The 25,393-nt window shown below is 68.0% G+C and carries 23 protein-coding genes; 11 read left to right on the forward strand and 12 right to left on the reverse strand.

Going from position 1 to position 25,393, the window contains the following annotated elements; genetic code table 11:
* Positions 1–3: 3 nt before the first annotated feature.
* Both AB0H50_RS07635 and AB0H50_RS07640 read right to left on the reverse strand, forming a co-directional pair.
* Entirely contained in the window at positions 4–489 is a 486-nt protein-coding gene (locus AB0H50_RS07635; RefSeq protein ID WP_357448312.1) for a DUF4189 domain-containing protein, read from the reverse strand.
* Positions 490–557: 68 nt separating this feature from the next.
* On the reverse strand, positions 558–1,259 hold the full coding sequence (locus AB0H50_RS07640) for an SDR family oxidoreductase (protein ID WP_357448314.1): 702 nt from the start codon (positions 1,257–1,259) through the stop codon (positions 558–560).
* A 247-nt stretch (positions 1,260–1,506) separates the two neighbouring features.
* Between AB0H50_RS07640 and AB0H50_RS07645 the strand changes: the two genes are divergently transcribed.
* Together AB0H50_RS07645 and AB0H50_RS07650 are read left to right on the forward strand one after the other, a co-directional pair.
* Positions 1,507–2,844 (forward strand): glycogen debranching protein, encoded by a 1,338-nt coding sequence (locus tag AB0H50_RS07645; RefSeq protein ID WP_357448316.1) that lies wholly within the window; start codon positions 1,507–1,509, stop codon positions 2,842–2,844.
* Positions 2,845–2,936: 92 nt separating this feature from the next.
* The gene (locus AB0H50_RS07650) at positions 2,937–3,659 is read left to right on the forward strand and encodes a glycoside hydrolase family 25 protein (protein WP_357448318.1); all 723 of its coding nucleotides are present in this window, start codon (positions 2,937–2,939) and stop codon (positions 3,657–3,659) included.
* Positions 3,660–3,715: 56 nt separating this feature from the next.
* Here AB0H50_RS07650 and AB0H50_RS07655 read toward each other — a convergent pair whose 3' ends face one another.
* From AB0H50_RS07655 to AB0H50_RS07665, 3 genes are all read right to left on the reverse strand, one after another.
* Positions 3,716–5,782, reverse strand: a complete 2,067-nt coding sequence (locus AB0H50_RS07655; protein WP_357448320.1) for a PhoX family phosphatase — start codon at positions 5,780–5,782, stop codon at positions 3,716–3,718.
* Between the two features lie 86 nt (positions 5,783–5,868).
* Complete coding sequence (locus AB0H50_RS07660; protein ID WP_357448322.1) at positions 5,869–6,672, reverse strand: hypothetical protein; 804 nt, start codon at positions 6,670–6,672, stop codon at positions 5,869–5,871.
* A 132-nt stretch (positions 6,673–6,804) separates the two neighbouring features.
* A complete protein-coding gene (locus AB0H50_RS07665) occupies positions 6,805–7,344 on the reverse strand; it encodes a lipoprotein LpqH (RefSeq protein ID WP_357448323.1) in 540 nt (179 codons plus the stop codon).
* 134 nt (positions 7,345–7,478) lie between these two features.
* On the opposite strand from AB0H50_RS07665, the gene AB0H50_RS07670 reads away from it, so the two are divergent.
* The 6 genes from AB0H50_RS07670 (at position 7,479) to AB0H50_RS07695 (ending at position 13,644) form a co-directional block, all read left to right on the forward strand.
* Positions 7,479–9,173, forward strand: a complete 1,695-nt coding sequence (locus AB0H50_RS07670; protein ID WP_357448325.1) for a hypothetical protein — start codon at positions 7,479–7,481, stop codon at positions 9,171–9,173.
* Positions 9,173–10,165 carry a hypothetical protein gene (locus AB0H50_RS07675; RefSeq protein ID WP_357448327.1) on the forward strand — a complete coding sequence of 331 codons (993 nt, stop codon included), beginning with the start codon at positions 9,173–9,175 and terminating at the stop codon, positions 10,163–10,165. The genes AB0H50_RS07670 and AB0H50_RS07675 overlap by 1 nt, the downstream gene beginning before the upstream one ends.
* Positions 10,165–11,682, forward strand: a complete 1,518-nt coding sequence (locus AB0H50_RS07680) for a tetratricopeptide repeat protein (protein ID WP_357448329.1) — start codon at positions 10,165–10,167, stop codon at positions 11,680–11,682. Before AB0H50_RS07675 ends, AB0H50_RS07680 begins: the two co-directional genes overlap by 1 nt.
* Positions 11,679–12,941, forward strand: coding sequence for a CHAT domain-containing protein (locus tag AB0H50_RS07685; RefSeq protein WP_357448331.1), 1,263 nt, complete (start codon positions 11,679–11,681; stop codon positions 12,939–12,941). Before AB0H50_RS07680 ends, AB0H50_RS07685 begins: the two co-directional genes overlap by 4 nt.
* A 64-nt stretch (positions 12,942–13,005) precedes the next feature.
* Positions 13,006–13,281, forward strand: coding sequence for a type II toxin-antitoxin system RelE/ParE family toxin (locus AB0H50_RS07690; protein ID WP_357448333.1), 276 nt, complete (start codon positions 13,006–13,008; stop codon positions 13,279–13,281).
* 72 nt (positions 13,282–13,353) lie between these two features.
* The gene (locus tag AB0H50_RS07695; protein ID WP_357448335.1) at positions 13,354–13,644 is read left to right on the forward strand and encodes a helix-turn-helix transcriptional regulator; all 291 of its coding nucleotides are present in this window, start codon (positions 13,354–13,356) and stop codon (positions 13,642–13,644) included.
* A 91-nt stretch (positions 13,645–13,735) separates the two neighbouring features.
* On the opposite strand, the gene AB0H50_RS07700 is transcribed toward AB0H50_RS07695, so the two are convergent.
* The 3 genes from AB0H50_RS07700 to AB0H50_RS07710 form a co-directional block, all read right to left on the reverse strand.
* A complete protein-coding gene (locus AB0H50_RS07700) occupies positions 13,736–14,032 on the reverse strand; it encodes a hypothetical protein (RefSeq protein ID WP_357448337.1) in 297 nt (98 codons plus the stop codon).
* 101 nt (positions 14,033–14,133) lie between these two features.
* Entirely contained in the window at positions 14,134–14,859 is a 726-nt protein-coding gene (locus AB0H50_RS07705; protein ID WP_357448339.1) for an amino acid ABC transporter ATP-binding protein, read from the reverse strand.
* Between the two features lie 3 nt (positions 14,860–14,862).
* Positions 14,863–16,656, reverse strand: a complete 1,794-nt coding sequence (locus AB0H50_RS07710) for an ABC transporter substrate-binding protein/permease (RefSeq protein ID WP_357448341.1) — start codon at positions 16,654–16,656, stop codon at positions 14,863–14,865.
* 426 nt (positions 16,657–17,082) lie between these two features.
* Here AB0H50_RS07710 and AB0H50_RS07715 point away from each other — a divergent pair, with 426 nt between their 5' ends.
* Complete coding sequence (locus tag AB0H50_RS07715) at positions 17,083–18,345, forward strand: cytochrome P450 (protein WP_357448343.1); 1,263 nt, start codon at positions 17,083–17,085, stop codon at positions 18,343–18,345.
* 24 nt (positions 18,346–18,369) lie between these two features.
* Here AB0H50_RS07715 and AB0H50_RS07720 read toward each other — a convergent pair whose 3' ends face one another.
* Positions 18,370–19,164, reverse strand: a complete 795-nt coding sequence (locus AB0H50_RS07720; protein WP_357448345.1) for an LLM class F420-dependent oxidoreductase — start codon at positions 19,162–19,164, stop codon at positions 18,370–18,372.
* A 373-nt stretch (positions 19,165–19,537) separates the two neighbouring features.
* Here AB0H50_RS07720 and ugpC point away from each other — a divergent pair, with 373 nt between their 5' ends.
* The gene (gene ugpC, locus AB0H50_RS07725; protein ID WP_357448347.1) at positions 19,538–20,632 is read left to right on the forward strand and encodes a sn-glycerol-3-phosphate ABC transporter ATP-binding protein UgpC; all 1,095 of its coding nucleotides are present in this window, start codon (positions 19,538–19,540) and stop codon (positions 20,630–20,632) included.
* Positions 20,633–20,735: 103 nt separating this feature from the next.
* Here the strand turns inward: ugpC and AB0H50_RS07730 are convergent, their stop codons facing one another.
* Both AB0H50_RS07730 and AB0H50_RS07735 read right to left on the reverse strand, forming a co-directional pair.
* On the reverse strand, positions 20,736–22,841 hold the full coding sequence (locus AB0H50_RS07730) for a hypothetical protein (protein WP_357448349.1): 2,106 nt from the start codon (positions 22,839–22,841) through the stop codon (positions 20,736–20,738).
* A gap of 280 nt (positions 22,842–23,121) precedes the next feature.
* Positions 23,122–23,628, reverse strand: a complete 507-nt coding sequence (locus tag AB0H50_RS07735; RefSeq protein ID WP_357448351.1) for a helix-turn-helix domain-containing protein — start codon at positions 23,626–23,628, stop codon at positions 23,122–23,124.
* Positions 23,629–23,739: 111 nt separating this feature from the next.
* Here AB0H50_RS07735 and AB0H50_RS07740 point away from each other — a divergent pair, with 111 nt between their 5' ends.
* Complete coding sequence (locus tag AB0H50_RS07740; protein WP_357448353.1) at positions 23,740–24,909, forward strand: thiolase family protein; 1,170 nt, start codon at positions 23,740–23,742, stop codon at positions 24,907–24,909.
* 143 nt (positions 24,910–25,052) lie between these two features.
* Here AB0H50_RS07740 and AB0H50_RS07745 read toward each other — a convergent pair whose 3' ends face one another.
* The gene (locus AB0H50_RS07745) at positions 25,053–25,385 is read right to left on the reverse strand and encodes a hypothetical protein (RefSeq protein ID WP_357448355.1); all 333 of its coding nucleotides are present in this window, start codon (positions 25,383–25,385) and stop codon (positions 25,053–25,055) included.
* Positions 25,386–25,393: the final 8 nt, after the last annotated feature.

Consider the following 25,393-nt stretch of genomic DNA (forward strand, 5'->3'; position numbering starts at 1 on the left):
CGGTCAGTCCTGGCAGACCGACTCCAGGATCTGGGTTCGGTACCCGGTGCCGATCTGGATGGCGTTGTAGTCGGCTTCCTCGCGGGTGCGCCCGCTACCGGTGGTGTATTCGACCGAGCCCCAACGGTCGTTCTTGGCGTCATAACTGGTCGATTGCACGAGCGCGCCGCAATATCCGCTGGGTATCCAGATCTGCCAGGCGCAGTCGCCGCCGGTGGTGTAGGGGCCCCCGGAGCCGGTGGCCGGATGGTGCACCACGGGGACCACTCTGTTGCAGGCGGCGACAGCGGCGTCGACGGCTTCCCTGGAGGACGGATAGTTCCAGGCGCTTCCGGTTCCGCCTGTCGATTCCGAGAGCGCGATCGCGGCGTAGCGAACGGTGTCCGCCGAGGCGGTGGCCTGCGAGGCGGTCAGAGCGACACCGATCGTCGCAGCGACGATGCCCCAGCGAGCGAAACGGGCGGCGGACCGCGATGACGAGTTCTTCATGATCGCAACAGTGCTGGACCGCGCTTGCCGAAAACTTAAGGAGCCCTGGGCACATCGCCGCTCCCGGCTCAGCGGGCGATGGGCCGCAACACTATTTCGGTCGGGTGCGCGTCGCGCGGGGTCTCCACCGCGTGCCGCACCGCGGTCGCGACCGTCTCGGCCGTGAGGAACTCCTCCGGCCGGTACTCGCGTCCCTCGCCCGCGGTGATCTCACGCTGCATGTCGGTATCGATCCGGCCGGGATGGATGGAGGTCACTCGCAGCGCGGGCTCCTCGAGCCGCAGCGCGTCGGCGAAGGCGCGCAACCCGAACTTGCTGGCCGCGTACGAGGCCCAGCCCGCGTTGGCCCGCAGACCCGCGCCCGAATTGATCAGCACCACATGGCCGTTCGCCGCACGCAACGCGGGCAGCAGCAACCTGGTCAGCTCCGCAACGGCGATGAGATTGGCCTCCAGGGTGTTTCGCCACTGCGCCACCGAGGATTCCGCGATGGTGCCGAGATCGGCGATGCCCGCGTTGTGCACGAGCACGTCCAGCCGCTGCACCCCGGCGACCGCCGTGGCGACCGCGTCGTAATCGGTGAGCTCCACCGGCCACGGCGTCGCCTCGGGCAGCTCGGTGAGGATGTCGCGCAGCGCGTCTCGCGAGCGCGCGCCGAGCAGCAGCTCGTGCCCTGGCGCGAGTTCGCGGGCGATGGCCGCGCCCAACCCTCGGCTGGCTCCGGTGATCAACGCGGTCGGCTTCGGGGTGCTGGTGACGGCGGCGTTCATGCGCCTCACCGTAGTGGGTGCGCGAAATCCGTAGCACTGCGCGGACTCGTAGCGATGCACGCATACGTCGGTAGACCAATCTCCACGGACGGGGCATGCGAGAGTGAGATCCGCCGAACACCTGATGAGCCAACGAGCAGAACTCAGCGCCACAGCGGGATACGGCGCCACGGCAGTATCGAGCACCGCCACCCGACCCGACGCAGCTGAGCGGGCATATCTCCGCGTGGGATCGCAGAATAGGGGGATGGCACATCCGGGTTTCACCCCCACCCAGCTCGCGGCCCGCGCCGCCTACCTGCTGCGGGGCAACGACCTGGGCACGATGACCAGCGCGGCGCCCCGGCTCTACCCGCACATGTGGAGCTGGGACGCGGCGTTCGTCGCGGTCGGCCTGGCTCCGCTCAGTGTGGAACGCGCTGTCGTCGAGCTGGACACGTTGCTCTCGGCGCAGTGGAAGAACGGCATGATCCCGCACATCGTGTTCGCCAACGGCGTCGACGGCTACTTTCCCGGCCCGGCCCGCTGGGAGTGCCGCAAGCTGGCCGCCAACGCGCCGGACGGACCGGACACCTCCGGCATCACCCAACCGCCGGTACACGCCATCGCCGTGCAGCGCATTCTCGATCACTCCCGCCGCCACGGCCGCAGCACCCGCGCGACCGCCGAGGAGTTCCTCAACCGCCGCTGGCCCGACCTGGTGCGCTGGCATCGCTGGCTCGCGCACGCCCGCGATCCGAAGGAGAACGGCCGGATCACGCTCTACCACGGCTGGGAATCCGGCATGGACAACTCGCCGCGCTGGGACCGGGCCTACGAGAACGTGGTCCCCGGCGACCTGCCCCCGTACCGACGCGAGGACGTGCTGGTCGTCGCCGATCCGACACAGCGACCCACCGACCGCGAGTACGACAGGTACCTGTGGCTGGTCGAGCAGATGCGCCGAGCCGGATATGACGACTACCTGCTGGCCTCCACCATGAGCTTCGCCGTGGAGGACGTGTTCGTCACCGCGATCTTCGCGCTGGCCTGCGAGGTGCTCGCCAATATCGGCGAGGAGTACAAGCAGCCGAACGCCGACGTGCGCGAGCTGTACTCGTGGGCCGACCGCTTCCGCGCGGGCGTCGTCGCCACCGCGGACGCCCGCACCGGCGCGGCCCGCGACTTCGACGTGCGCGCGCAGCGCTGGATCAACACAGAGACCCTCTCGGTTTTCGCCCCACTGCTGTGCGGCGGCCTGCCGCGCGACACCGAACGCAGTCTGCTTCGCCTGTTCGAAGGTCCGCGCTACTGCGGCCACCCCGACCTGCGCTACGCGCTGCCCCCTTCGGCCTCCCCCGTCTCCAAGGACTTCCGGTCCCGCGAGTATTGGCGCGGACCGGTGTGGCCGGTGATGAGCTGGCTGTTCTCCTGGGTCTTCGCCCGCCGCGGCTGGGCGGAGCGGGCGTTCATGCTGCGCGCCGAAGGGCTGCGGCAGGCGAGCGACGGCGCCTTCGCGGAGTACTACGAGCCTTTCACCGGTGAACCGCTCGGCAGCATGCAGCAGTCGTGGACCGCGGCGTCGGTGCTGGACTGGCTCGGCTGATCGCCGTCGCTACCGCCCATTGGTAAATAGTCAGCAAACGTTTCACACGTAGCGCTGATCCCATCGAGCGCGGCCACCTAAGGTCGAATGGCATGGATAGCACGCGCTGGAGAGCGACCCGCATTTTTGCGTTGTCCGCGATCACCGTGGGCAGCATCCTTTTGGCAACCGGACAGTCGGCGCCCGCGCCGGTCGGGCCGGATGTCTCGTCCTGGCAGCACATCGACGGGCGGCTGATCGACTGGTTCGCGGTCAAGCGATCCGGACACGATTTCGCCATGGTCAAGGCCACCGAGGGCATCAGTTACATCAATCCCTACTTCGTAGCGGACAGCTTGCTGATGCGGGCGGCGGGCATCGCCCGCGGCACGTACCACTACGCCCGGCCGCAGCTGCCACCGGAACCGCAAGCGGCGCTCTACGCCACGATCGTGCTGGGTCAGAACGGTCCGCTCGACCTGCCGCCGGTGCTGGATCTCGAGCATTCCGGCGGCCTCGATCCCGGGGCGCTGATCAATTGGACGCACCGCTACCTGAACACGGTGCAGGCGCTCACCGGCCGGGTGCCGATCATCTACACCTACCCGTACTTCTGGAAGACGGCGATGGCCAATACCAGCGAGTTCACCCGCTTTCCGCTGTGGATCGCCGATTACCGCGGCAACGACCAGCCCGAGGTGCCCGGCGGCTGGCCGGCCTGGACGTTCTGGCAGACCACCGACCGCGGCAGCATTCCCGGTATCGCGGGCCGCACCGATCTCAACGTGTACAGCGGCGCCCAAGGCGATTTCGCCCGCTTCGCCAACATGGGCTGAACCACCGGAAGCAGACGATCACCCCCGGGTGGCGAAACCACCTGGGGGACAACCTTTTACACGCCGATCCGGCCGCCGTCCTTCTTCCACACCACCGCCACCGACGGCCTCGGCTGCGCGGAACCGCCGTCGGGCCAGTGCGACAACGGGTTCTCCGGCGTGGCGTCGTCGGCCTCGCCAGGGTGCTGCACGCACACGATGACCCGCGATTCGGTGACGATCGGACCGCAGGTCTCTCCGCCACGCGGCACCGTCAGGAACTGTTTGGTCTCACCGCGATTCGCGCCGTCGAGCACCACCGAGAAGAGGCCGTCGTTGGACTTCAGCGCATTGCCGTCGGTGGAGATCCACAGGTTGCCGTACGGGTCGAAAGCCAGGTTGTCCGGGCAGGAGATCGGGCTCACCTTGGTCTTGTCGAAACCGGCGTAGTAGGTGTCGGCCGCGGCCGGATCGCCGCAGACCAGCAGCAGCGACCAGGTGAACTGGGTGCCGGTGTGGTCGTCGTCGATCTCGAGGACCTGGCCGTTCTTGTTGAGGTTGCGCGGGTTCGCCTCGTCCGCACCGGCCTTGCCCTCCTTGCCGCGGTTGTCGTTGTTGGTCAGCGCGACGTACACCTTGCCGGTGAAGGGGTTGGCCTCGAAGTCCTCCGGGCGGTCCATCTTCGTGGCGCCGACCTTGTCGGCCGCCAGCCGGGTGAACACCGCGACCTCTTCGGCGGTCATGCCGTCGACCAGCGACTTGCCCTTGCCCTGCGCGTCGGTCTCCAGCAGCGGAATCCACTGGCCTTTACCGGTGAAGCCGTTGTCCGACGGCTTGGCGCCGGTGCCGTCGATCTTGTCGGCGTGATCGCCGGTGAGCTTGGCGACGTAGAGGGTGCCCGCGTCGAGGATGGTCATGTTGTTCCGCCTGCTCGCCGCGCCGGAGCCGGACTGCACCTTGCGGGAGGACACGAATTTGTACATGTAGTCGAACTTTTCGTCGTCACCGGTGTAGGAGACGACGTCGCCGCCCTTGGTGACGTAGATGTTCGCGCCCTCGTGCTTGAGCCTGCCCATGGCCGAATGCTTGACCGGCGTCGAGTTCGGGTCCCACGGGTCGATCTCGACGACGTAGCCGAAACGATTGGCCTCGTTGGGTTCCTGCGCGAGGTCGAAGCGCTTGTCGGCGCGCTCCCAGAGGTTGGCCGTCGCGCCCGCGGTGAAGCCGTAGCGCTTGGCGCGCGCCACCGCGGCGTCGCCACCCGCGGGCTTGTCGCCGTTGGCGAAGTAGCCGTGGAAGTTCTCCTCGCCGGAAAGCACGGTGCCCCAAGGAGTCACACCGCCCGCGCAGTTGGCGAAGGTGCCGAGCACCTTGGTGCCGGTCGGGTCGGCGGAGGTCTTGGTGAACTCGCTGCCCGCGGCCGGCCCGGTGAGGGTGAACTCGGTGGTCGCGGTGATGCGTCGGTTGTACTTGCCGAAGACGGGCGTCAGCTTGCCGGTACCGGATTCACCCTTGACCTCGACAACGGTCAGGCCGTGCGCCGCCATGGTGATGGCGAGCTGCTCGGGCGTCGGGTTGGCTTTGTCGTAGCCGCGGAACATGTGCGGCGCGGTGGTGTACTCGTGGTTGACCACCAGCAGGTAGCTGTTGGCCTGGCCCTCGATGGGAAGCAGGGCCGCGAAGTCGTTGTTGTAGCCGAACTGCTCGGCTTGGGCCGCGGCGGTCTGCCGGTCGAAATCGAAGGCGGGCGCGTCGGCGAAAAGCGGGTCGCCCCAGCGGATCACGACCGACTGATCGTAGCCCGACGGGACGACGATGGCGTCTTCCTTGTTCGGGGCGACCGCGACGAAGTCGGTTCCGGTTCCGGGCGGGCCCGCCGGGCCGGCGCCGGTGGAGCCGGCCTCGGCGTCGTCACCGCACGCCGCAAGCGCGGAGGCGGCGCCGACGGCGAGTACCGCCGCCGCGCCGCCCCTGATCAGACCGCGCCGGTTCAGTGAGCTGACGATGTCGCCGAAGTACTCGCCGCCCGAGGTGTTGGGCGTCTCGTGGAAGCACGCGTTGGCACATTTGTACTCGCAGGTCACGGCGGCGCGCGCGGAGCGGCCGTCGTGCTGCACGAAGAGGGCGAGTGGTTTCAAGGTCACGATCACTCCTGGCTCGGTCTGTCGGCCGCACGCTAAACGCCCCAAGCTATTCCCAGGAAACGCGTGGGTGAACAGCCGACCAAGTCTCAGGCGTTCACCGGAACCGCGATGACGACCTCCTGCTCGTTCTCCGGCAAGTAGTGCACCTGAACGATCCTGCCCACCTGCACATTGCCGACACTGGCCGGAGGCAGAAACTTCTCGGCGCGAGTACGGAAGGTGCTGCCGTCAGGCCTGGTGACGGCAAGCCCGATCTCGACCTTGGAGTAGCCGTTGCGGATCTCGCCCGGCACCGAAAGCGACTGCACCACCGCCTGTGCCGCGATGCCGCGCGCCGCGATGTCGAGCTTGGCCTCGGTGGTGAAGCCCTTGCGGATCATGGATTCGTTCATCGCCTGCTGCGCCTCGACGCTGTCACCGGACAGATCCACCTCCACCTTGTCGGTCCGGTCCGGCAGGTACCGCACCGGAAGCACCACGCCGGGACGCAGCAGCGCCAGCTCGGTGAGCGGCACGATCATCTTGGCCGCGGACTCGAAGACCTTGCCGTCCACGCCCTCGACGCTGAACTCGATGCGAATCTGCGGCTGGTCGTTCACGGTGAGCCCGGTCTGCCGGAACGACTTCACGGTGCCGATGCCGAGCAGCCCGCCGCGGAATTCCGTGGAGTTGCGCCCGGTGAACGCGGACATGATGCCCTCGCCGGTGAAGGCGAAGACCATCACCACCGCGGTGAACGCGATGATCGGCAGGGCCATGAATCCGTTCACCCAGGCGATGAAGCCCGGTTCGTAGGGGCTGGTCGGCTCGTAGGTGAGGCCGTGCCAGAGGTAGGGGCCGATCGCGGCGATGGCGAAGACGATCGCGGCGGCGCGCAGTTTGGTTGCCATGGTGTACTCCTGAATTCTCGGTTGTCGGACGGACTTTCCGTATTCCGGGCAGCCCCGTCGTTCCGGCCTGGCGCACCCCTCGGTAGCGCCGGGCTCGCGGGACGACGGGGAGCCGAGCACGCGGACCGTCCGTCAGGCGCCGACGATGGTCGAGCAGGCGAAGGTGATGTCGAAGGTGGAGGTCGACGGGCCCGCGAGCGGGTTGCTCAGGTCAGGGGTGCCGACGCCCTCGCCGGTGACCTTGTAGGTGTTGCCGTCCTTGACGACCTTCGCCGAACCGCCCGGCTGGCCGTTGCCGTAGCCCACCGCGTAAGGCAGACCCGAGGAGCCGCCCTTGCTGCCCGCGATACCGACGGCCTGCACGGTGTCGGCGTCGGTGATGGTGGCACTGGCCGTCAGCTGCCCATAGGTGGCGTTGTTGTTGTCGGTCAGGGCGAGGGCCAGCGTGTTGCCCTGCTTCACGCAGGTGGTGTCGAACGTGCCTGCCAGCGCCTTGCCGTCGACCAGCGCCGCGGACTTGCCCGCGGCCGGCCCGGCGGGCGCGGCGGCGGTGGTCTGCTGCGAGGTCGCGGGCGAGCTGCTCGCGGAGTCGTCACCGCAGGCGGTGAGGAAGCCGGTCAGCGCGAGGGCGGCGATGGCGGCGGTGCCGGTGCGGAAGTACTTGGCGTTCATGGTGATCCGTTCTCTCTCTCGGTTGGTCCGGCCCGGTGGTCGGGCCGTTGAGAGAAAAGGTAGGAATCGCGCGCCGCCTACCGATCCCAGGTTTCGGCGGCCCGAACCGGCCAAAGGTCCGTTAACCTGGTCGAATGCGACGACCGCGCGCCATGGTGCTCGACGAGGTGTGGCGCAGGCTCGACGGCGTCGAGGCACTCAGCGGCCCGCACGGCGGACCGCTGCGCCGGACCGTCAAACTCCTGCTCGACCCTTTGGTGATTCGTCCCGTCCAGCATCCGAGCTGCGCCGGGGCGATCCTGACCGCGGACGGCGCGACGCTGCTTGCCTCGCGCATCTTCGCCGCCGCCGACGTGCTGCGGGCCACCGCGGCCTGGTTCACGCTGCTCAAACAGGTCCGCCGCGCACTGCGTATCACCGAGGGCAATCCCCAGGACCTCTACTTCCAGCGCTGTTTCGAGCTGGCGACGACGGCGGGTCATCCGGATCCGGTGCGCGACAGGCAAACCGCGGAGGCCGCACTGCGCGATATCCACGAGTTCGCCGCGGGGCGGACCACGCAGGCGCTCAAGGAGCACCTCACGGACCCGGAGGTGGCGCGGCAGCTGGGCGGGTTGATCGAGATCGCCTGGCGGCGACGGCCTTCGGCGGGCACGGGCAGCAATGAGCACACCGCGGCATTGGGCGATCTGCTCGACGCGTGCGCGACCAGCAGGGTGACCGGCGACGGGCAGCCCGAACTGGACAGCCTCGTTGCGGCGCGCGTCGGCACCCACTCCGGTATCGATCTCTGGCACAGGGCATCCGGCAGCAGTGCGAACGAACTCGGGCTCACTGCGCATCCACTCCCGCACTCGCCCGCGCTGGGCAAGTCGGCGTCCAAGGCGGACCTCGGGCTTCCGTTCGACCGCACCATCTACGAACGGGTCTTCACGGTCCTCCAGGCCTCGAGCGAGCGCGCCGAGCTGCCGCCGATCCCGGAACTCGTCACCGACGAAATCGCCCGTAGCTGTTCGCCGTGGGCACTGCTGGACGAGACGCTGCGAGTTGCGGCCGCTACCGGAGCTGCACTGGCCGTGGGTCTTTCGCCGTTCGGAACGGCGTCGAACGAGCGCATCGGTGCGGCAGGACGGGTGCGTCACTTGGCCGATACAGCGAGGTCCGAGCGTAGCGGCGTGGTGGACGTGGATCGCGGCGGCGTGGCGAACGCGGCACGGGCGGGCCTCGGCGGGACGGCGGATGCCACACAGGCGGACCGCAGCAGCGCGCCGGATGCCGCACAGGCGGACCGCAGCGGCCTCGCGAACGCGGTGCGGACGGACCGCGGCAGCGCGGTGGAAGCCACACAGGCGGATCGCGGCGGCGTGGCGAACGCGCGAGCAGATCACAGCGGCGCGGATGCCGCACGGGTAGCGGCGCCGGGCAGCGGGGCGGACGCCGCACGGGCGGTCGGGCGGGTCGCAGCGCCGGACGGTGTGGCGCGCGGGACTGCGGCACACCAGGCGATCAACAACCGCTGGCGGCGCGAAGCCTATGTGCTGCAAGCACGGCGGCTCGCGGTGCATGACACCGATCGAGCGAGCGGGCCCCTCGCGCAGATCGCCGCGGAACTCCGGACGCCGTGGCGGCCGTATCTCCGGCGGCTATGGGTTCGGTTGCACGGCCGAGATGTTCGCGCGGCCCCGGTGGTCGAACCCGACGAGCTGTGGGATCTGCTGGACGGCGTGGCCCGCTCGGTCATCCTCGATCACCGCACCAAGGTGAAGAACGCGCTGAGCGCTGATGCCGTTGCCGGAGAGATCGGTTCGACGGAATCGAGGGCGAGCTGATGAGCACGGTGCTGCTGCGCGAAGACAGCGACGGACTCTGGACCATCGCGCCGGCGGGCGCGCCGACCTTCTCGGCCGACGCTCCACCGCTGGACACCATGGTGCTGGAGGTGGTCGGCGGTCACCTCGGCTGGAGTCTGCTTGCCGGAGAACCGGTCCCGGCCGCCGTACTGCACGACGTCGACCAAGCGCAGGAATGGTTGTGGGCCGTCTACGGCGAGCGCGTCGCACTGACCGCCGCCGACCCGCAGGCAGTTGAGCTTCCGGTCGAACCCGCACTGCCCGCCCTGGTCGCTCAGGCCAGGAAGTTGGCGTACGCGCACTGGGCCGCCCGCTGGTGGCCCGCCTCCACCATCGACGGCATCCCGGCGCTGGACCAACGGCTGCTCGACACCGAGATCGCCACGCTCACCGAGGCGTGCGAGTTGATCGTGGCTGGCGCCGACGCTGACCTCGAGCCGACGCCAGCCGCTCCCGTCACGCTTGGCCGCGCGGAGGACTACGCGCTGGCCGCCGGTTCCGGTGCGCGACACGGCGAGCTGGTCTTCGGGCGGGGCAGCGGCGGCTGGGACTGGCGGCGCTGCCCGCCCGGCCTGGTCGATGCTTCCGAACACGCGGTGTCCTGGGAGTTGACCAGGGCGGAAGGGGCGACGCTCGTCCGGGTGCGGGCGGTGGCCGCGCCGCAACTCGATGCCCCACCCGCGCATCTGCATCCGCGCGCGCTGCTCGACACCAGCGTCGGCGCGATCGACACCGAACTCCACCTGGTCGGCGACACCTGGCAGGGGATGACGTCGACCTCTGCGGAAGCCGTTGCCGGAGTGCATGTTTACGTGCCCGGCGTGGGTCCGGATGCGCTCACCTCCGCCGACCACGACGAGCGCGCGCGGATTCGGGATCTGGTGGCTGCCCGGCTGCGCCGCGCCACAACGGACGACGACTCCTTACTCCTGGCCGAGATCGCCGCCGCCGCATCGGATTCGGACTTCTGATGACACAGGACGAAGCAGCGCCGCCCGGCCTGGAACTGCTCTACGAGGGTGCCGCGGCGTATCAACGCGGCGAGGTCGCGGAGGCACTGCGCATCTTCGAGCACGCCGTGCTCACCACCTCCGGCGGTGTACGCGTCAGCGCGCTGGTGAACGCCGCGAGCATGTGCGACGAGCTCGGCGACCACGCGGGCGCGGCCGTCCGGTTCCGGTCGGCGCTGGCGGAAATCCCCGGCGACGCCGTCGAGAAGCGCGCGTCCACGCTGGTCAACTACTCGCAGGCACTGCAGCATCTCGGCGACCTCGACGCGGCGCAGGACGCGCTCGAGCAGGCAAGGGCGCTGCTGGCCGACCATCCCGAATTCGCCTCGCTGCGGGTGCCCTGCCTGCTCTCGCTGACGGCGGTGGCGTTCCACCGCGCCCAGTGGGTGCGGGTGGTCGAATTGGCCACCGAAACCCTCGACGTCGCACAGCGTTTCGCGCCGCACCTGACCGGCCATCCGCTGATGAACCTGGCGGGCGCGTACTTCGAGACCGGGCGCAGGGAACTCGGCATCGACTTCGCCGAACAAGCGCTGGCCGCCTTCGAAGCGGCGGGCGACCGCAACGCGGTGGCCGAAACCCAGCAGAATCTCGCCACGCTCTACACCAGGGTGGACCGGTTCGACGACGCGGAAGAGCCGCTGCGGGTGAGCCAGCAATACTTCGAACAGGCCGGACTCGAGTACCGCGCCGGGGTCGGGCTCAGGATCATGGGATTCGTCGCAGAACAGCGCGACGACGAGCAGGCCGAGGCGCTGTACCGGCGTAGCTTGGCCTGTTTCGAGGCGTCCGGCGCAGCGCTGGATGTGGCGGCCGTCCAGACACGTCTGGCGACAGTGGCTTTCAAAAGGTTTCGGGTCGACGAAGGACAGGAGTTGCTCGCGGCCGCGTTCGAGGCGTATGCGTCGCGCGGCCTCGGATTGCATTGCGCGCAGGTCGATTTCTGGCATGCCGTGCTGTTGGAAGCACTCACCGACAGGGCGGACGCGCCGACCCCCGAACTGCTCGCGCTGGCTCGCGACGTGGCGGTGCCCGCGGCCATCGCCATCGATGCCGTGCGATACACATTGCCGAACGGCAATCAGCGCGCCCAGTGGAATCGCGAGATCGCCGACCCCGCGATGCGCCTGGCGTTCCGGTTCGCGTACCTCTGCGGGGACGGGCCCCTCATCGCGGACCTGATCGAAACACAATGTGCCGGTACCACCTTGGATGTTGCCGCGACGGACATCCAGCCGAGCCCGCAGCTACCGCTGGAGCCGCTCTCACCGATCGAAGCACCCGCGCAGGCCGAGGGCTCCACGCTGCACCTCGGTTCGGCGTTGGCCAAGGTCGCCGCAGCCGCGGGTCTGCGGGTGGCCCCGCCACCGCGACTGTCCGTGGCGCCGGACGGGCACATCGCGCTCGCCGGGTACATCACCGCCGCCGAACAGCGCTATGGGCGGTCAGTGCGAGGGGAATGGGTCTTGACGGTATGAGTGCGTCGTTGCCGCAGCCGACAGTGACAGTGCGGATGGCCGACGCGGGTGACGTCTACATGTCGTGGCGATGGGACGGCGATATCGCGCCGCGCGGGGCCGCGATGTTGCCGGGCGATCCGATCGCTGAGGCGGTGCGAGCGCTGGCCGATGCGCTACCCGATCCCACCGCGCCCGAGGGGATCGGCCGCGCGCTCACTACCGGTGCGTTCGCCTCGGTTGATGCGGAATATGCCCTGGCACAGCAATTGTCCCGCGCCCTGCTGCCATACGGGCTGGCTGTGCAGTTGCACGAGCTGTACACGCGCGGAATCCGGCCGCACCTCCGGCTGCAACCCTCGCCGCGTGTGGCGCAGGTGCCGTGGGAGATCATCGCGCCCGACCCGGCCCTGCGGCTCGTCGACATCGCCGACGTCAGCCTGCTCGCTCCAGCGGGCGTCGTGCACGCGCCGGGTCGGCGCGCGCGCAGCTGGTCGGCCGATCGCGAGCTACCGGTGGTCGCCGTCCTCGATCCGCGGGTGCCGGGATTTCGCGCCGACTCCGCCCTCGGCTCGGTGCTCGGACGGATGAACGGTGCGGGCGCACTCTCGGAGCGCGTCGCGGAACATATTGCGCGGCAACGCCTCCGGCCCGATGCGCCGGACGCTGTCGAGGTATTCCGCCGCACCGACCTGGACCGGACGTGGCTCTCCGAGACCCTTCGCGCTGGGGCTTCGCGGCTGATCTACGTCGGCCACGTCACGGCCGCCGCACCGGAGTCCGGTCAGAGCGAAAGCGCCGAACTCCACCTGGCCTGCACGGCCGATGCCACCGGTTTCGCCGAGCCGCTCCGCGCGCACCGCCCGCTCTCGGCCAAGGACCTCCTGCTCGGCACCCACACGTTGGACCCCGAACCCGTTGCGGGCCCGGACCTTTGGCCGATTCCGAGCCGCGTCGCCCTGATCGCCTGCGAGAGCGGCGGCGACCTCCGCTTCACCGAGGCGCTCGGCCTGGTCGCCGCCATGATCAACGGCGGCGCCGAACTCGTCACCGCCACCCGCTGGCCGCTACCCACCGACCTGGCGTTCCAACGCCTCGCGCGCGCCACCGCCACCCCCTTGCAAGACCTCATCTGCGCCATCGACGCAGCCCACGACCACCCCGACCCCCTGCACTCCCTCACCACCTGGCACCGCACCCACCTCACCACTTGGCGCGAAACCGGCACCATCGAACACTCCCCCCTCCTCTGGTCCGCCCTCGCCACCTTCCACACCTGATAGGCCCCTTGACCTATCAGCGATTCCGCGGACCGAGTCCTTGATTCGATATAACGTCTGTGTTATGAATTGGGGAGAGGTGGAGCTGGAACCAGAAGTCGTCCGATGGTTCAGATCGCTGAGCCACGACGACCAGGAGACCGCGACGTTCTACGTCGATCCGCTGGCGCAGCGCGGCGCACTGCTCGGCGAGCCGTATACGCGGCAGCTGAACGGGAAGCTACGTGAGCTCCGGTTTCATCTCCAGGGACGCGGTGCGGATTACCTACTGGATAGCGTCCGGCAGGCGCATCATCCTGCTGACGGTATTCCGCAAGCAGCAGATGCGCGAGACCGCTGAGATCGAGCGGGCCGTGCGGGCGATGTCGCGATGTATCGCGGAAGCTCACACGGCGGAGGAGGACTGATTCCCATGGGTGAACGGAAGAGCTGGGCCGAAATACGTTCCGAGGCCATGGATCGCCCGGGTGCCGGGGCCGCCTACGAGGCGGCGCGGATCCGGTTCGAACTGGGCGCCGCGGTTCGCGCGCGACGGGAGGCGCTGGGGATGACGCAGGCCGAGTTGGCGGAGCGGGCTGGGTTGAAGCAGCCCGCGGTGGCGCGGTTCGAGGCAGGCGGCACCATGCCGACGATCCCCATGCTCGAGCGGTACGCGGAAGCGCTGGGGCTGCGGCTGGAGGTGCGGTTGCGAGAGGCGGGGTAAGGGTGTATCTCCGCCTTCGCTCCGGTCATGCGCGAATTTTGGACGGACTTCGAGGGGCAGCGCTCATCAGAGGTCAGGCGCGCGCCTGGGATCAGTGTTCGTCGTAGTGGCCGTCGTGGGGCGCGTGACGGTGGCCGTCGTGGATGTAGTCGACGTGGTCACCGTGCGGGACGGCGACGTGGCCGCAGCCCTCGCCGTGCACGTGGTCGTGGGCCGTGGCTTCGGTGTGGCCGGAGGGCTCGCATTCATCGAAGTGGCCGTCATGGGCGCGGTGCAGATGGCCATCGTGGACGTAGTCGACATGGTCACCGTGCGGCACGGCGACGTGGCCACAGCCTTCACCGTGGGTGTGCGTGTGGCCGGTGTGCTCGGAGTGTGCTGCAGTCATCAGAAAACCTTCTTCCATCGCAATGGACAGGGTGAATCTGTGAACAAGCAAACATTAGCACGTGCGCATGAATGGAGATTGCCAGCTGTGCGCTGCCGCCCTCAGAGCACCTGCGCGAGGAACTTGCGCAGCCGCGGCGTCTCGGCGGCGTCGAACAGCGCGTCCGGCGTCCCGGTCTCCACCACCCGACCCTGATCCATGAACACCACGTTGTCGGAGACGCTGCGCGCGAATCCCATCTCGTGCGTCACCACGATCATCGACATGCCCCCGGACGCCAGATCGCTCATCAGCGCCAGCACGCCCTTCACCAACTCGGGGTCGAGCGCCGAGGTGGCCTCGTCGAAGAACATGATCTCCGGCCGCATGGCCAGCGCCCGGGCGATCGCGACCCGCTGCTGCTGCCCGCCGGAGAGGTTCGCCGGGCGCGCGTCGGCCTTGTTCGCCAGCCCCACGACCTCCAGTTGCTCGATCGCCAGCGCCCGCGCCGCGTCCTTCGACAGGCCACGCAGCCTGCGCGGGCCGAGCGCGATGTTGTCCGCCACGGTCTTGTGCGGGAACAGATTGAAATGCTGGAACACCATGCCGATGCGCTGGCGCAGCCGGTCCGGATCCTCACGCAGCACCGACTCACCATCCAGCAGCACGTCACCGCTGTCGGGCTCGTGCAGCCGGTTGAGCACCCGCAACAGGGTCGACTTGCCGGAGCCGGAGGGTCCGATGACGGTGGTGGTCGTGCCGGCGTCGACGTGAATGTCGATACCGCGCAGCACGTGGTTACGGCCGAGGGTCAGGTGCAGGCCGGTTCCGGTGAGAGATGCACTCATGGTTCAGCGCCCTTCGGTGATGGTGGCCTGCTCGAGTTCGTCGATCGGCTGATCCGGCCTGCCGGTGCGCATCCGATGGTCGATGTAGTTGACCAGGTGGGTGAGCGGGATGGTCAGCACCAGGTACATCAGGCCGGCGGCGACCAGCGGCGAGAGATTTCCGGTCTGCGCGTTGAGATCTCGGCCCACCGCGAACAGTTCGCGCTGGCTGGCCAGCAGGCCGAGGAAGTAGATCAGCGAGGAATCCTTGATGAGCGCGATGAATTGGTTCATCAGCGCGGGCAGCACCCGGCGCACACCCTGCGGGATCACCACCAGTGTCATCGCCTGCCGGTAGCCGAAGCCGATGGCGCGCGCCGCCTCCAACTGCCCGGCCTCGACGGATTGGATTCCGGAACGGAAGATTTCGCCGATGTAGGCCGAGGCGAGCAGCGCCAACGCGATCGCGCCGAGCCAATACGGATTGTTGCCGGTGATGTTGCGCGCCACCGGGCCGACACCGAGACCGATGAGCAGGATGATCACGACGGCGGGCAGACCACGGAAGATGTCGGTGTAAACCCGTGCGGGCCAGCGCAACCAGCGGGTGCGCGAGATTCCGGCGACCGCGAGCAGCATACCGATCGCGGTGCCGAGCACGCCCGAAACCAGCGCCAGGATCAGGGTGTTCGGCAGACCGGTCTTGATCAGATCAGGAAAAGCCTTGCGGTACAGGGACCAATCGAAGAATGTGTCGCCCAGTTGTTCCAGGGTCGACTTCGGCGGGTGCTGCTCCTGCTCTTCGTCCGTCTGATTCTCGGCGGCGATCGCGGCGAAGTCGGGCAGCTGCGGCGTCGGCGCGGCCTTGGAACCCGGCTTCCAGCCCGGCGGCAGCTGCCGCGGCACCCAGTCGCTGTAGAGGCGGGCGTAGGTGCCGTCCGCGATCACCGCGTCCAGGCCGCTGTTGAGCGCGTCGGTGAGCGGCTTGTTGTTCTTGTTCACCGCCCAGGCGGCGAAATTGTCCAGACTGAAAGCGTTCTGGACCACCGAGGTGCCGTCACCCGGCTTGATCGCGCCTTCGGCCTGCGCCGAGGGAGCCACCCAGGCGTCGACCTGACCGGTCTTCAGATTGGCGTAGGCGGTGTTGTAGTCCGGGAACTTCACCGGGTCCAGGTGCAGGGTGTTCACCACGTAGTCGTCCTGCACCGTGCCCTGCACGACGGCGATCCGGGTACCGGCACCGAGATCGGCGAAGCTTCGGATCGGACTCCCGTCGGCCACCACGAGGGCGAAGTAGCCGAAGTCGTAGCCGTTGGTGAAGCCGACCAGCTCGCGGCGGGCATCGGTGGTGGTGATGTTGGAGGAGCCGACGTCGAAGCGCGCGCCAGCCACCTGCGCGAGCAGGCCCGAGAATTCGGTGCCCGAGAACTGCACTCGCAGACCGAGTTTCGCGGCCACCGCGCGCAAGAGTTCGTTGTCGAAGCCGGTGAAGGTCCCCGCGGAGTTCACGCAGATGCTCGGTGGCGCGTCGGAGAGGGTGCCGACACTGAGCGTGCCGGGCGTGATCAACCCGAGCTTGTTCACGTCGATCGATTCGAGCGGGGCGGTGTTGGCGGTGGTGTAGCGGTCCGGTCCCGCGGTGGCGGAGGAGGCCAGATTCGTCGGCGCCGCGGACGCCGCGCTCAACCCAGGAGGCGCGCAGAGATCCTCGAGCTCGGAAGGTTCGTCGCCGGTACCACAGCCTGCCGCCGTCAGTCCGACGACGACCAGTATCGAGGTGATCAGGGCACGACGCCACGCTGCGGGCAGACCAGCCATGGTCGAGAACCATAGTGCGGACACACCGCAAATCCACAGTTACATGCGGCCGACGCGACGAGGGTCACTCTCCGTCCGGCGCCGCGCCTGTGCGAGAATCGCTCGGAAATTTGCCCCGGGTACGCGGACATTCTGTCGCCTGCCCTGCACGACCGGTCGGCGCGGCGTCGGCGGCTACCCGCTCGCGGGGCTTTTTCAAGGTTCACACCGATCGAAACTGCTCGACGTTCCACCGATGCAGTCGGCGACCGACTTCGCCTCGGCACCACCACGATCGGACAGCGCGCGATCACCGCTGTTACCGCTTCTCGAGACTGCGTCGGGACTGAAATCAGAACCGCGACCTCGAAAGGACACAGGGCTAGTGAACTACCTGGATTCATGTTCGGTCTCGGGCGGCTCCGCGTCGCGGACCGGGGGCGCCGCGTGACGACCGCCAACGAGATCATCGAGCTGACCGACGACGACTTCTTCCGCGACCCGCACGCCGTCTACCGAAGTCTGCGCGAACGCGGACCGATCCACCGTGTCCGCCTGGATGGGGTGCTGAGCTGGCTGGTCGTCGATCAGGACGTGGCCAAACAGGCCTTCATCGAGCCGAATCTCAGCAAGCGGATCACCTCACCCGAAGGCCAGGCCGCCATCGCCAAGAACGGCGCAGCCGAGAAGTTCGCGGGCGCCGTCAACGACAACATGCTCGTCGCCGATCCGCCGCAGCACACCCGGCTGCGCAGCCTGGTGGCAAAGGCGTTCGCCAGCCGCGCGGTTCGCGACCTCGGCCCCCGCATCACCGCGATCGCCGACTCGTTGCTCGACGAGCTGAGCGCCAAGGACACCGCCGACCTGCTCGACGACTACGCGGTCCCGCTGCCGATCATGGTGATCTGCGAGCTGCTCGGCGTGGCGGACGACGACAAGGGCGACTTCCGCGCCTGGACCGAGGTGGTGGTCGACGAATCGGCCGGCGTCGAGGAACGCATCAACGCCGGAATCAGCTTCTTCACCTACCTCACCGAACTGATCGCGGTGCGTACCGACAATCCCCGCGAGGACCTGCTCTCGGCGCTGATCGTCGCCAAGGACGACAACGACCGGCTCGATCAGCAGGAACTCATCTCGATGCTGTTCCTCCTGTTGGCCGCCGGGCACGAGACCACCGTCAATCTGATCGGCAACGCGGTGCTCGAGCTCCTGCGCGATCCCGTCACGGCCGAGCGATTGCGCGCCGACCCGACCGGCGTCCCCGCCTACGTCGAGGAGATCCTGCGTTGCCAGGGTCCGGTGCACATCGCGACAGCTCGGTTCACCACCGCGCCGATCACGTTGGGCGGCCGCGAGATCGACGCGGGCGAGTTCGTCATGATCTCGCTGGCGGCGGCCAACCGCGACCCGCAGCGGTTCGCCGAACCGGACGAGGTCGACGCCGCGCGCACCGACAACCGGCACATCGCCTTCGGCCACGGCATCCACTACTGCGTCGGCGCGGCGTTGGCCAGGATGCAGGCCACCATCGCACTCACCCGGCTGCTCGACCGGATCCCTGCGATGTCGCTCGACGGCGACTTCGACGCGCTGAGCTGGCGCAAGAGCCTGCTCATCCGCGGTCTCGCCGCGCTCCCCGTTCGCCTGTCGCTGCCCGTCGAGGGGGCAGCGGCGGAGATCGGCGAGCAGCAGTACTCGATGAACTGACCGCGGTGGAACCCGGAACCGGGCTCAGGCCAAGCCGGTGACCTGTTCCGGGTTCACCTCGTCGCGCCAGCGGATGGCCTGCTCGAGCTGGCCGAAGTCGTAGTCGGGCCCGCTCACGCCCACGGTGAACAGTCCGACCCCTTGCTCGATGAACGCGGGCGCCAGCTCCGCGCCCGGCCACGGCACCGACCGCTCGATGCGGGACGGGTCGGAGCCGATGGCGGCGGCGTGCTCGGCGAGCACCTGGTTCTTGCGCCGCAGCGAGCCGAGGTCGGCGAAGCTGTGCCAGATGTCGGCGTACTCGGCGACCAGGCGCAGCGTCTTGCGCTCGCCACCGCCGCCGATGAGGATCGGGATCTCGCGGGTCGGCTGCGGATTCAGCTTCCTCAGTCGCGCGGTCAGCCGCGGCAGACTCTCTTTGAGCAGGTTCAATCGGCTTCCCGCCGTACCGAATTCGTAGCCGTACTCGTCGTAGTCCTTACGGAACCAGCCAGCGCCGACGCCGAGGATCAACCTGCCGTCGCTGATGTGGTCGACGGTGCGGGCCATATCGGCGAGCAGTTCCGGGTTGCGGTACCCACCGCCGGTGACCAACGCGCCGATCTCCACCCGCTCCGTCTGCTCGGCGAACGCGGCGAGCATGGTCCAGCACTCGAAGTGCGCGCCCACCGGATCGCCGCTGAGCGGATAGAAATGATCCCAGTTGAACACGATGTCGACACCGGCGTCCTCGGCCCGCCGCACAGCATCGCGAATCAAGCCGTACTTGGGGGCGTGCTGCGGCTGCAGCTGAACTCCGATCCGGATCGGCCGACTCATCTCATGCCCTCCTCGTTCGCTCGCTGATCCCCGCGATCGAGGCTACCGGCGTCGGGTGGATCCGGCGGGGTGAAACCGTTCGCCGTGGCTCGAATGAACGCACATCGGTCGGGTCGATCGGAACCCCTGTGCGCCAGCCGCGTCTGAACGCCGCTGGGTCGGCTCGGCCGCAATACGCGACCGGCGATCGGCCCCGAAGACCAACCTTCCACCTCTCCGTGCACCGAGGGCCGACGGGACGGCACCGGACTCTGCTGCGGCGGAATTGGTCGACCGATACGATCGTCCGGACCGTCCGCACGCCGCGTGCGGCGGTGACCCCTCTACTCGGATCGTCCGGCACGTTCCTGCCGGTGAAGGGATGTGATCTGCCGTGGCAACGGTAACCTTCGAGCGCGCCAGCCGCCTGTATCCCGGCGCGACCAAACCCGCCGTCGACCAGCTGGATCTGGAGATCGCCGACGGCGAGTTCCTTGTCCTGGTCGGCCCGTCCGGCTGCGGGAAGTCCACCTCGCTGCGGATGCTGGCCGGGCTGGAGGAGGTGAACGGCGGGCGCATCCTGATCGGCGCGAACGACGTCACCCACGCGGAGCCGAAGGAACGCGACATCGCGATGGTGTTCCAGAACTACGCGCTCTACCCGCACATGACGGTGGCCGAGAACATGGGCTTCGCGCTCAAGCTGGCCAAGGTCGCCAAGGCGGAGAAGGACCAGCGCGTGCGGGAGGCCGCCAAGCTGCTGGACCTGGAGCCCTACCTGGACCGCAAGCCGAAGGCGCTGTCCGGCGGTCAGCGTCAGCGCGTGGCGATGGGCCGGGCGATCGTGCGTCAGCCGCAGGTGTTCCTGATGGACGAGCCGCTGTCCAACCTGGACGCGAAGCTGCGCGTGCAGACCCGCACCCAGATCGCCCAGCTGCAGCGCAGGCTCGGAACCACGACGGTGTACGTCACCCACGACCAGGTCGAGGCCATGACCATGGGCGACCGCGTCGCCGTGCTCAAGGACGGCCTGCTCCAGCAGTGCGCGACCCCGCGCGACCTGTACCGCGACCCCGCCAACGCGTTCGTCGCCGGTTTCATGGGCTCGCCCGCCATGAACATGTTCACCCTGCCGGTGTCCGACGGCGCGGTCGCGCTGGGCGGACACGCGCTGCCGATACCTCGTTCGGTCTCCGATGCCGCCGAGGGCAAGGTCGTGGTCGGCATCCGCCCCGAACACTTCGAGCTCGGCGACGGACTGGGCAAGGACGGCATCGAGATGGAAGTGGACGTGGTGGAGGAACTCGGCTCCGACGCCTACATCTACGGCCGCACCGTCGCCGAGGGACAGGTCAACGGTGCGGGGGAAACCATTGTGGCGCGGGCCGATTGGCGCAACCCGCCCGCGAAGGGCACCCGCCTGAAGCTGTCGACTACCCCGGAACACACGTACTTCTTCTCGGCCACGGACGGCCGTCGTTTGAACTGAGCTCCCACGGTGTGCCGCTCGGAGAGGCGCAAAAGCCCGGCCTGCGGGCAGCTGATGCTGCGCCGCAGACCGGGCAATCGCTCGATGTTCGGGGCGCGTTCGGTCAGCGCGTGTCGGGCGGGCGATCGGCGCCGAGCTCAGGCACACAGGTGAACACGAGCGAGCGTTCGGATTCGAATCCGCCGGCATGGACGAGCAAGGTGAGGCGGTGCGTGCCCGGACCCGGGGCATCGAACCATTCGTCTTCGCCGTCGCCGAGATCCTGTTCGTCGAGGATCCAGTGGTACATGGCGTCGGGCAGCGGCCTGCCGTTCGCGTGGGCGACCGAGCCTACGACGCGCAACGGGCCGCCGGCGACCAGGACCCCGTCGGGTTCCGGCCACAGGATCACCACTTCGGGCGCCGACATCGGAACATCGACCGCGACCGGGTCGGATACTGCGGTATCGAAGTCGTTGTGGACCATGATTCGCACGAGGGTGGGTCCGCCGGGCAGCGATGCGGCGTCGACAGTCGAATCCGGGTTCCTGATGCCGATCGCAAGACCTTCCCAGGTCGCGCCGTCATCGGTGGAATACTGCGCCCAGGCCACCAGATCGTCCTTCGGCTGGTCTGTCCGCCAATGTATTTCGATGCTGTCACCGGTGGCGTTCGCGTCGAATTCTGTAATCCTCGGCTGCTGCGCGGGGGCCCTGCGCCGCCACAGGACGGCACGCTCTGTGTCCTCGATGCGGAGCTCGGCGCCTCGGTCGGTGTCCGGGAGATACGCCTCGAAGAAGTATCCAGATTCATCGAACTCCGCTGCGTCCCAACTACTCTGGTAGATCGACCGGCGCAACGCCGCGCGCGCGATCATCTCGCCATCGGATCCGACGAGTTGGGCGATCAGGGTGGTGAGTTCGCCGCTCGGAGGCCCCACCACGGAAATGCGCACCACCGATTGCACCTCGATATGGCCGGTGACGTCCACGAACCCGCTGACGGCGATGACCGGCTCAGGTACAAGATCATTCTGAAAATATTGTCTTCCCGATGTGCCGGAGACACCTTCTCCATCGGTGTACCGCCGCATCCGTAAATCCCACTCCGGCGGGAAATCGACCTCGACGTCTTCCGGTGCGAGGCGACGGTGCTCTATGAGTGCTTTGTGCCGGAACAGCGACATCCACCTCGGCTGGCACCGCGACATGAAATCACTCGTCGAATCGGGCGGGAGAATCGTTCCGTCGGCCACGTCCAGGCCGTACTCCCCGATCGACGCGACAGGATACGGCTCGTACGAGGGGTAGCCGGAGTCGATGCAACCGGTCGCCATGCAACCGGTGGTGTGGCAGAAACCGAGCGCGTGACCCACCTCGTGCAACAGCGTCGACTGGTTGCCCGCCGCGCTCGCGCCGAGCCCGATCTGACCACGGCCGATGACGCTGCCGAGCGGGATGTCGGCTGGCAGCAGGCCGTAATACACCGTATCGACGCGATTGCCGTCGTTCTGGCGAGCAGCGTTCAACGCCGTCATGAGCGCCAGCCAATTCGGCGTTCCACCGGTGGCGGCGGGCGGATCGTCGAGCGGCAGATTCCACTGGATTGTTCCAGCGAACCCCAGGTCCGCCGTGCTCCGCACCGGCATGGCACGAGTAGCGAGAGCGGCGGTGGCACGGAGGTCGGCCAGCGTGGGAGCTGCGAGACTCACCGTGGAGGTCGCGGAAGACGCGGAGGCCGGGCCGTTGTAACTCACCAGAATCCCACGCAGCCGCAATGTCTGGCGGAGCGTCGCGTAGAGCAGAAGGGTCTTGCGGTCGAGCCTATTACCGGCGAGATCGGTCAAGGTGAGGGTGAGGCGCATGCGCCCGTGAAAGTTGTTCGCCGGGATCACGAAATTGAGCGTGTCATTGATCGAGCGACGTCGGTCGGCGTAGCCACCGGCGGAGGGCTCGATCGAGGAAGGCCAGCGCGGTGTCAAGGTGGCGGCGTGGTGGTAGCGGAAATCGTTTCCATAGTTCTCGACTTCCAGAAGCCCGCTCACGCGTCCGCCGAACAGGCCGGGATCGACGTAAACCCGAACCCACGCGGGCTTGGACGCCATCAACTGGACGGAATTGTCCGGCCCCTGATCTGCCGGGTCGCCGAGATGCTCGCTCGCCCGGAAGTATTGGATCGATTGTGTGACCTCCACGCCCGCCACGGAAGGCAGCAGAGGAAAGATGGTCACCGCTCGAATGGGGCGAATCAAATCCGGACGCAACAGAGACTGACGAACGACTTCGCTCACTCGTGGCAGCACACGATTCAAGCCGAGCATGTCGACTCCTAGGATCGGGACGTGATACTTCCGACTCTTCTGCGGGTCTCACTCGATCTGGCCGGATAACCCGGATTCGCAGCGGATATCGCTCTCGATTTGTGTCCCACCCCCGAGAAGGAGAGTACACACCGACCGCGCTCTCCGACCCGGAATCCAGCCGACGGTGTTCCCAGGGCGGCCGCGCGCCTCACTCGGCCGCGCGCTCCCGCCGTTCCCGCAGATAGTCCGCGTTCACCCGGATCCCGAGCTCCTCGAGCTCGATCTCCTTACCCGTCGCACTCCGCACCTCGACCCGCACCGGCGCCCCCGTCGCCTCTTCGACCAGCAGCAGCGGGGCCGGGCCCGGCTGTAGGTACGCATCTCCCCACTGCATCAGAGCCAGCACGGCCGGGAGCAGGTCGCGGCCCATCTGGGTGAGGACGTATTCGTGCCGGGTGCGTTTGCCTTCTTCCTGATACGGCCGCTTTTCCAGCAGACCGGCCTCGGTCAGCTTGCGGAGTTGGGCCGCCGCGGCCGCATCCGTGATGCCGACCCGGCTGGCGAAACCGTCGAAGCGGCGGGTGCCGTAGTAGGCCTCGCGCAGGATGAGGACGGCCGAGCGCGTGCCGATGAGATCCATCGCTTTGGCGATGGAGCAGTCGACGGCCTGCCACGAACTGAGATCGGCCAACGGTCCTTCCATTACGGCTGCCATGACGCACATCATATCCATGACTGACTTGAGTCAACTATACCCAGGCGGTTAACCTGACTATAAGCCAATAGAGCCAGGGCGTAGATGCCCCGGTCAGAGGAAGGATCCGCCATGAGAGACGCGGTCATCGTCGAAGCGGTGCGCACGCCGATCGGCAGGGGCAAGCCGAACGGAGCGCTGCACAACGTCCACGCGGTGGACCTGCTGGCGCACAGCCTGCGCGAGGTGGTCGAGCGCAGCGGCATCGACCCGGCGCTGATCGACGACGTGATCGGCGGCGTGGTCACGCAGGTCGGCGAGCAGGGCGCCAATGTGACGCGACGGGCGGCACTGGCCGCGGGCTATCCCGAATCGGTGCCCGCGACGACGGTGGACCGGCAGTGCGGCAGCAGTCAGCAGGCCATCCACTTCGCCGCCCAAGGCGTGATCGCGGGCGCGTACGACATCGTGGTCGCCGCCGGCGTCGAGTCGATGGGCCGAATCCCGATGGGCGCCAACCTTGTCGGCTCCGAGGATCTATCGGGTGTCGCGTTCGCCGAGCGGTATCCGGAAGGTCTTGTACCGCAAGGCATCAGCGCCGAACTCATCGCCGCGAAGTGGGGCCTGACCCGCACCCAGCTCGACGAATTCGCATTGACCAGCCACGAAAAGGCGGCACAGGCAACGAAGGACGGCCTCTTCGCCGCCGAGCTCGCCCCGATCAACGGACTCACGGGCGACGAGGGCATTCGCGTCGGCAGCACCCTCGACACCCTCGCCGGCCTGCGGCCCGCCTACTACGACCCGGCCATGGCCGAGCGCTTCCCACAGATCGGCTGGCAGATCACCGCCGCCAGCGCCAGTCAGGTCAGCGACGGCAGCGCCGCGGTGCTGATCATGACCAGCGAACGCGCCGCGCAGCTCGGCCTGCGCCCGCTCGCCCGCCTGCACAGCTTCGCCGTCGCGGGCGACGACCCGCTCATGATGCTCACCGCGGTGATCCCGGCGACCCGGAAGGTGTTGCAGCGAGCCGGTCTTCAGCTCTCCGACATCGACCTCGTCGAGATCAACGAGGCGTTCTCGCCGGTGGTGCTCGCCTGGGCTCAGGACACCGGCGCCGATATGTCGAAGGTGAACGTCACCGGCGGGGCGATCGCCATCGGTCACCCGCTCGGCGCGTCCGGCGCGCGCCTGATGACCACCCTGGTGCACGCCATGCAGGACCGCGGCGCCCGCTACGGCCTGCAAACCATGTGCGAGGCCGGCGGACTCGCCAACGCCACCATCCTCGAGCGGTTGTGAATCACCGGGCGCCCGGTACCCGCCGGGCGCCCGTTCGGCTCGGACGGAATTGCGTCAACGGAGTACCCGGCAGACAGAAACACGCGCCTCCATGCCAGCTCAGCTCGAACCCGCGCACTACCTCGAACAGACCCCGGCACCGCTCAAATAGAACCCAGCACCAGCGCGACGAGGCAGCCCAGCAACCATGACTCGATGATCAACGGAATCGCCACCAGTGGCGTCCACCCAATCGCACTGCGCGTCCGCAATTTCGAAACGACCAGTACCGCCGCCGCCACACCCGCCCCGGCGATCCCCGTCCACGCGATGCCGTAGGCGACCGGCAGATACCTGCTGCCTGGCTGTCCGTCTTCTACGAGAAACTCGTACAGGGGAACGAGAACTGCGGCTGTCCAACCGAATCCGAGGGCGAGGAGCGCTGCGAGACCAGCCCGCATCAAGTCCGCCAATTGCCTCGATACCGCCGACCCCATACGTCCCA

Origin of the sequence: Nocardia sp. NPDC050793, assembly GCF_040654065.1 — a bacterium.
GTDB lineage: Bacteria > Actinomycetota > Actinomycetes > Mycobacteriales > Mycobacteriaceae > Nocardia.

Excerpts from the sequence above, each read along its gene's own strand:
- AB0H50_RS07635 (WP_357448312.1), bottom strand. The coding sequence starts at position 489 with ATGAAGAACTCGTCATCGCGGTCCGCCGCCCGTTTCGCTCGCTGGGGC.
- AB0H50_RS07640 (WP_357448314.1), bottom strand. The coding sequence starts at position 1,259 with ATGAACGCCGCCGTCACCAGCACCCCGAAGCCGACCGCGTTGATCACC.
- AB0H50_RS07645 (WP_357448316.1), top strand. The coding sequence starts at position 1,507 with ATGGCACATCCGGGTTTCACCCCCACCCAGCTCGCGGCCCGCGCCGCC.
- AB0H50_RS07650 (WP_357448318.1), top strand. The coding sequence starts at position 2,937 with ATGGATAGCACGCGCTGGAGAGCGACCCGCATTTTTGCGTTGTCCGCG.
- AB0H50_RS07660 (WP_357448322.1), bottom strand. The coding sequence starts at position 6,672 with ATGGCAACCAAACTGCGCGCCGCCGCGATCGTCTTCGCCATCGCCGCG.
- AB0H50_RS07665 (WP_357448323.1), bottom strand. The coding sequence starts at position 7,344 with ATGAACGCCAAGTACTTCCGCACCGGCACCGCCGCCATCGCCGCCCTC.
- AB0H50_RS07670 (WP_357448325.1), top strand. The coding sequence starts at position 7,479 with ATGCGACGACCGCGCGCCATGGTGCTCGACGAGGTGTGGCGCAGGCTC.
- AB0H50_RS07675 (WP_357448327.1), top strand. The coding sequence starts at position 9,173 with ATGAGCACGGTGCTGCTGCGCGAAGACAGCGACGGACTCTGGACCATC.
- AB0H50_RS07680 (WP_357448329.1), top strand. The coding sequence starts at position 10,165 with ATGACACAGGACGAAGCAGCGCCGCCCGGCCTGGAACTGCTCTACGAG.
- AB0H50_RS07685 (WP_357448331.1), top strand. The coding sequence starts at position 11,679 with ATGAGTGCGTCGTTGCCGCAGCCGACAGTGACAGTGCGGATGGCCGAC.
- AB0H50_RS07690 (WP_357448333.1), top strand. The coding sequence starts at position 13,006 with ATGAATTGGGGAGAGGTGGAGCTGGAACCAGAAGTCGTCCGATGGTTC.
- AB0H50_RS07695 (WP_357448335.1), top strand. The coding sequence starts at position 13,354 with ATGGGTGAACGGAAGAGCTGGGCCGAAATACGTTCCGAGGCCATGGAT.
- AB0H50_RS07700 (WP_357448337.1), bottom strand. The coding sequence starts at position 14,032 with ATGACTGCAGCACACTCCGAGCACACCGGCCACACGCACACCCACGGT.
- AB0H50_RS07705 (WP_357448339.1), bottom strand. The coding sequence starts at position 14,859 with ATGAGTGCATCTCTCACCGGAACCGGCCTGCACCTGACCCTCGGCCGT.
- AB0H50_RS07710 (WP_357448341.1), bottom strand. The coding sequence starts at position 16,656 with ATGGCTGGTCTGCCCGCAGCGTGGCGTCGTGCCCTGATCACCTCGATA.
- AB0H50_RS07720 (WP_357448345.1), bottom strand. The coding sequence starts at position 19,164 with ATGAGTCGGCCGATCCGGATCGGAGTTCAGCTGCAGCCGCAGCACGCC.
- AB0H50_RS07735 (WP_357448351.1), bottom strand. The coding sequence starts at position 23,628 with ATGGCAGCCGTAATGGAAGGACCGTTGGCCGATCTCAGTTCGTGGCAG.
- AB0H50_RS07740 (WP_357448353.1), top strand. The coding sequence starts at position 23,740 with ATGAGAGACGCGGTCATCGTCGAAGCGGTGCGCACGCCGATCGGCAGG.
- AB0H50_RS07745 (WP_357448355.1), bottom strand. The coding sequence starts at position 25,385 with ATGGGGTCGGCGGTATCGAGGCAATTGGCGGACTTGATGCGGGCTGGT.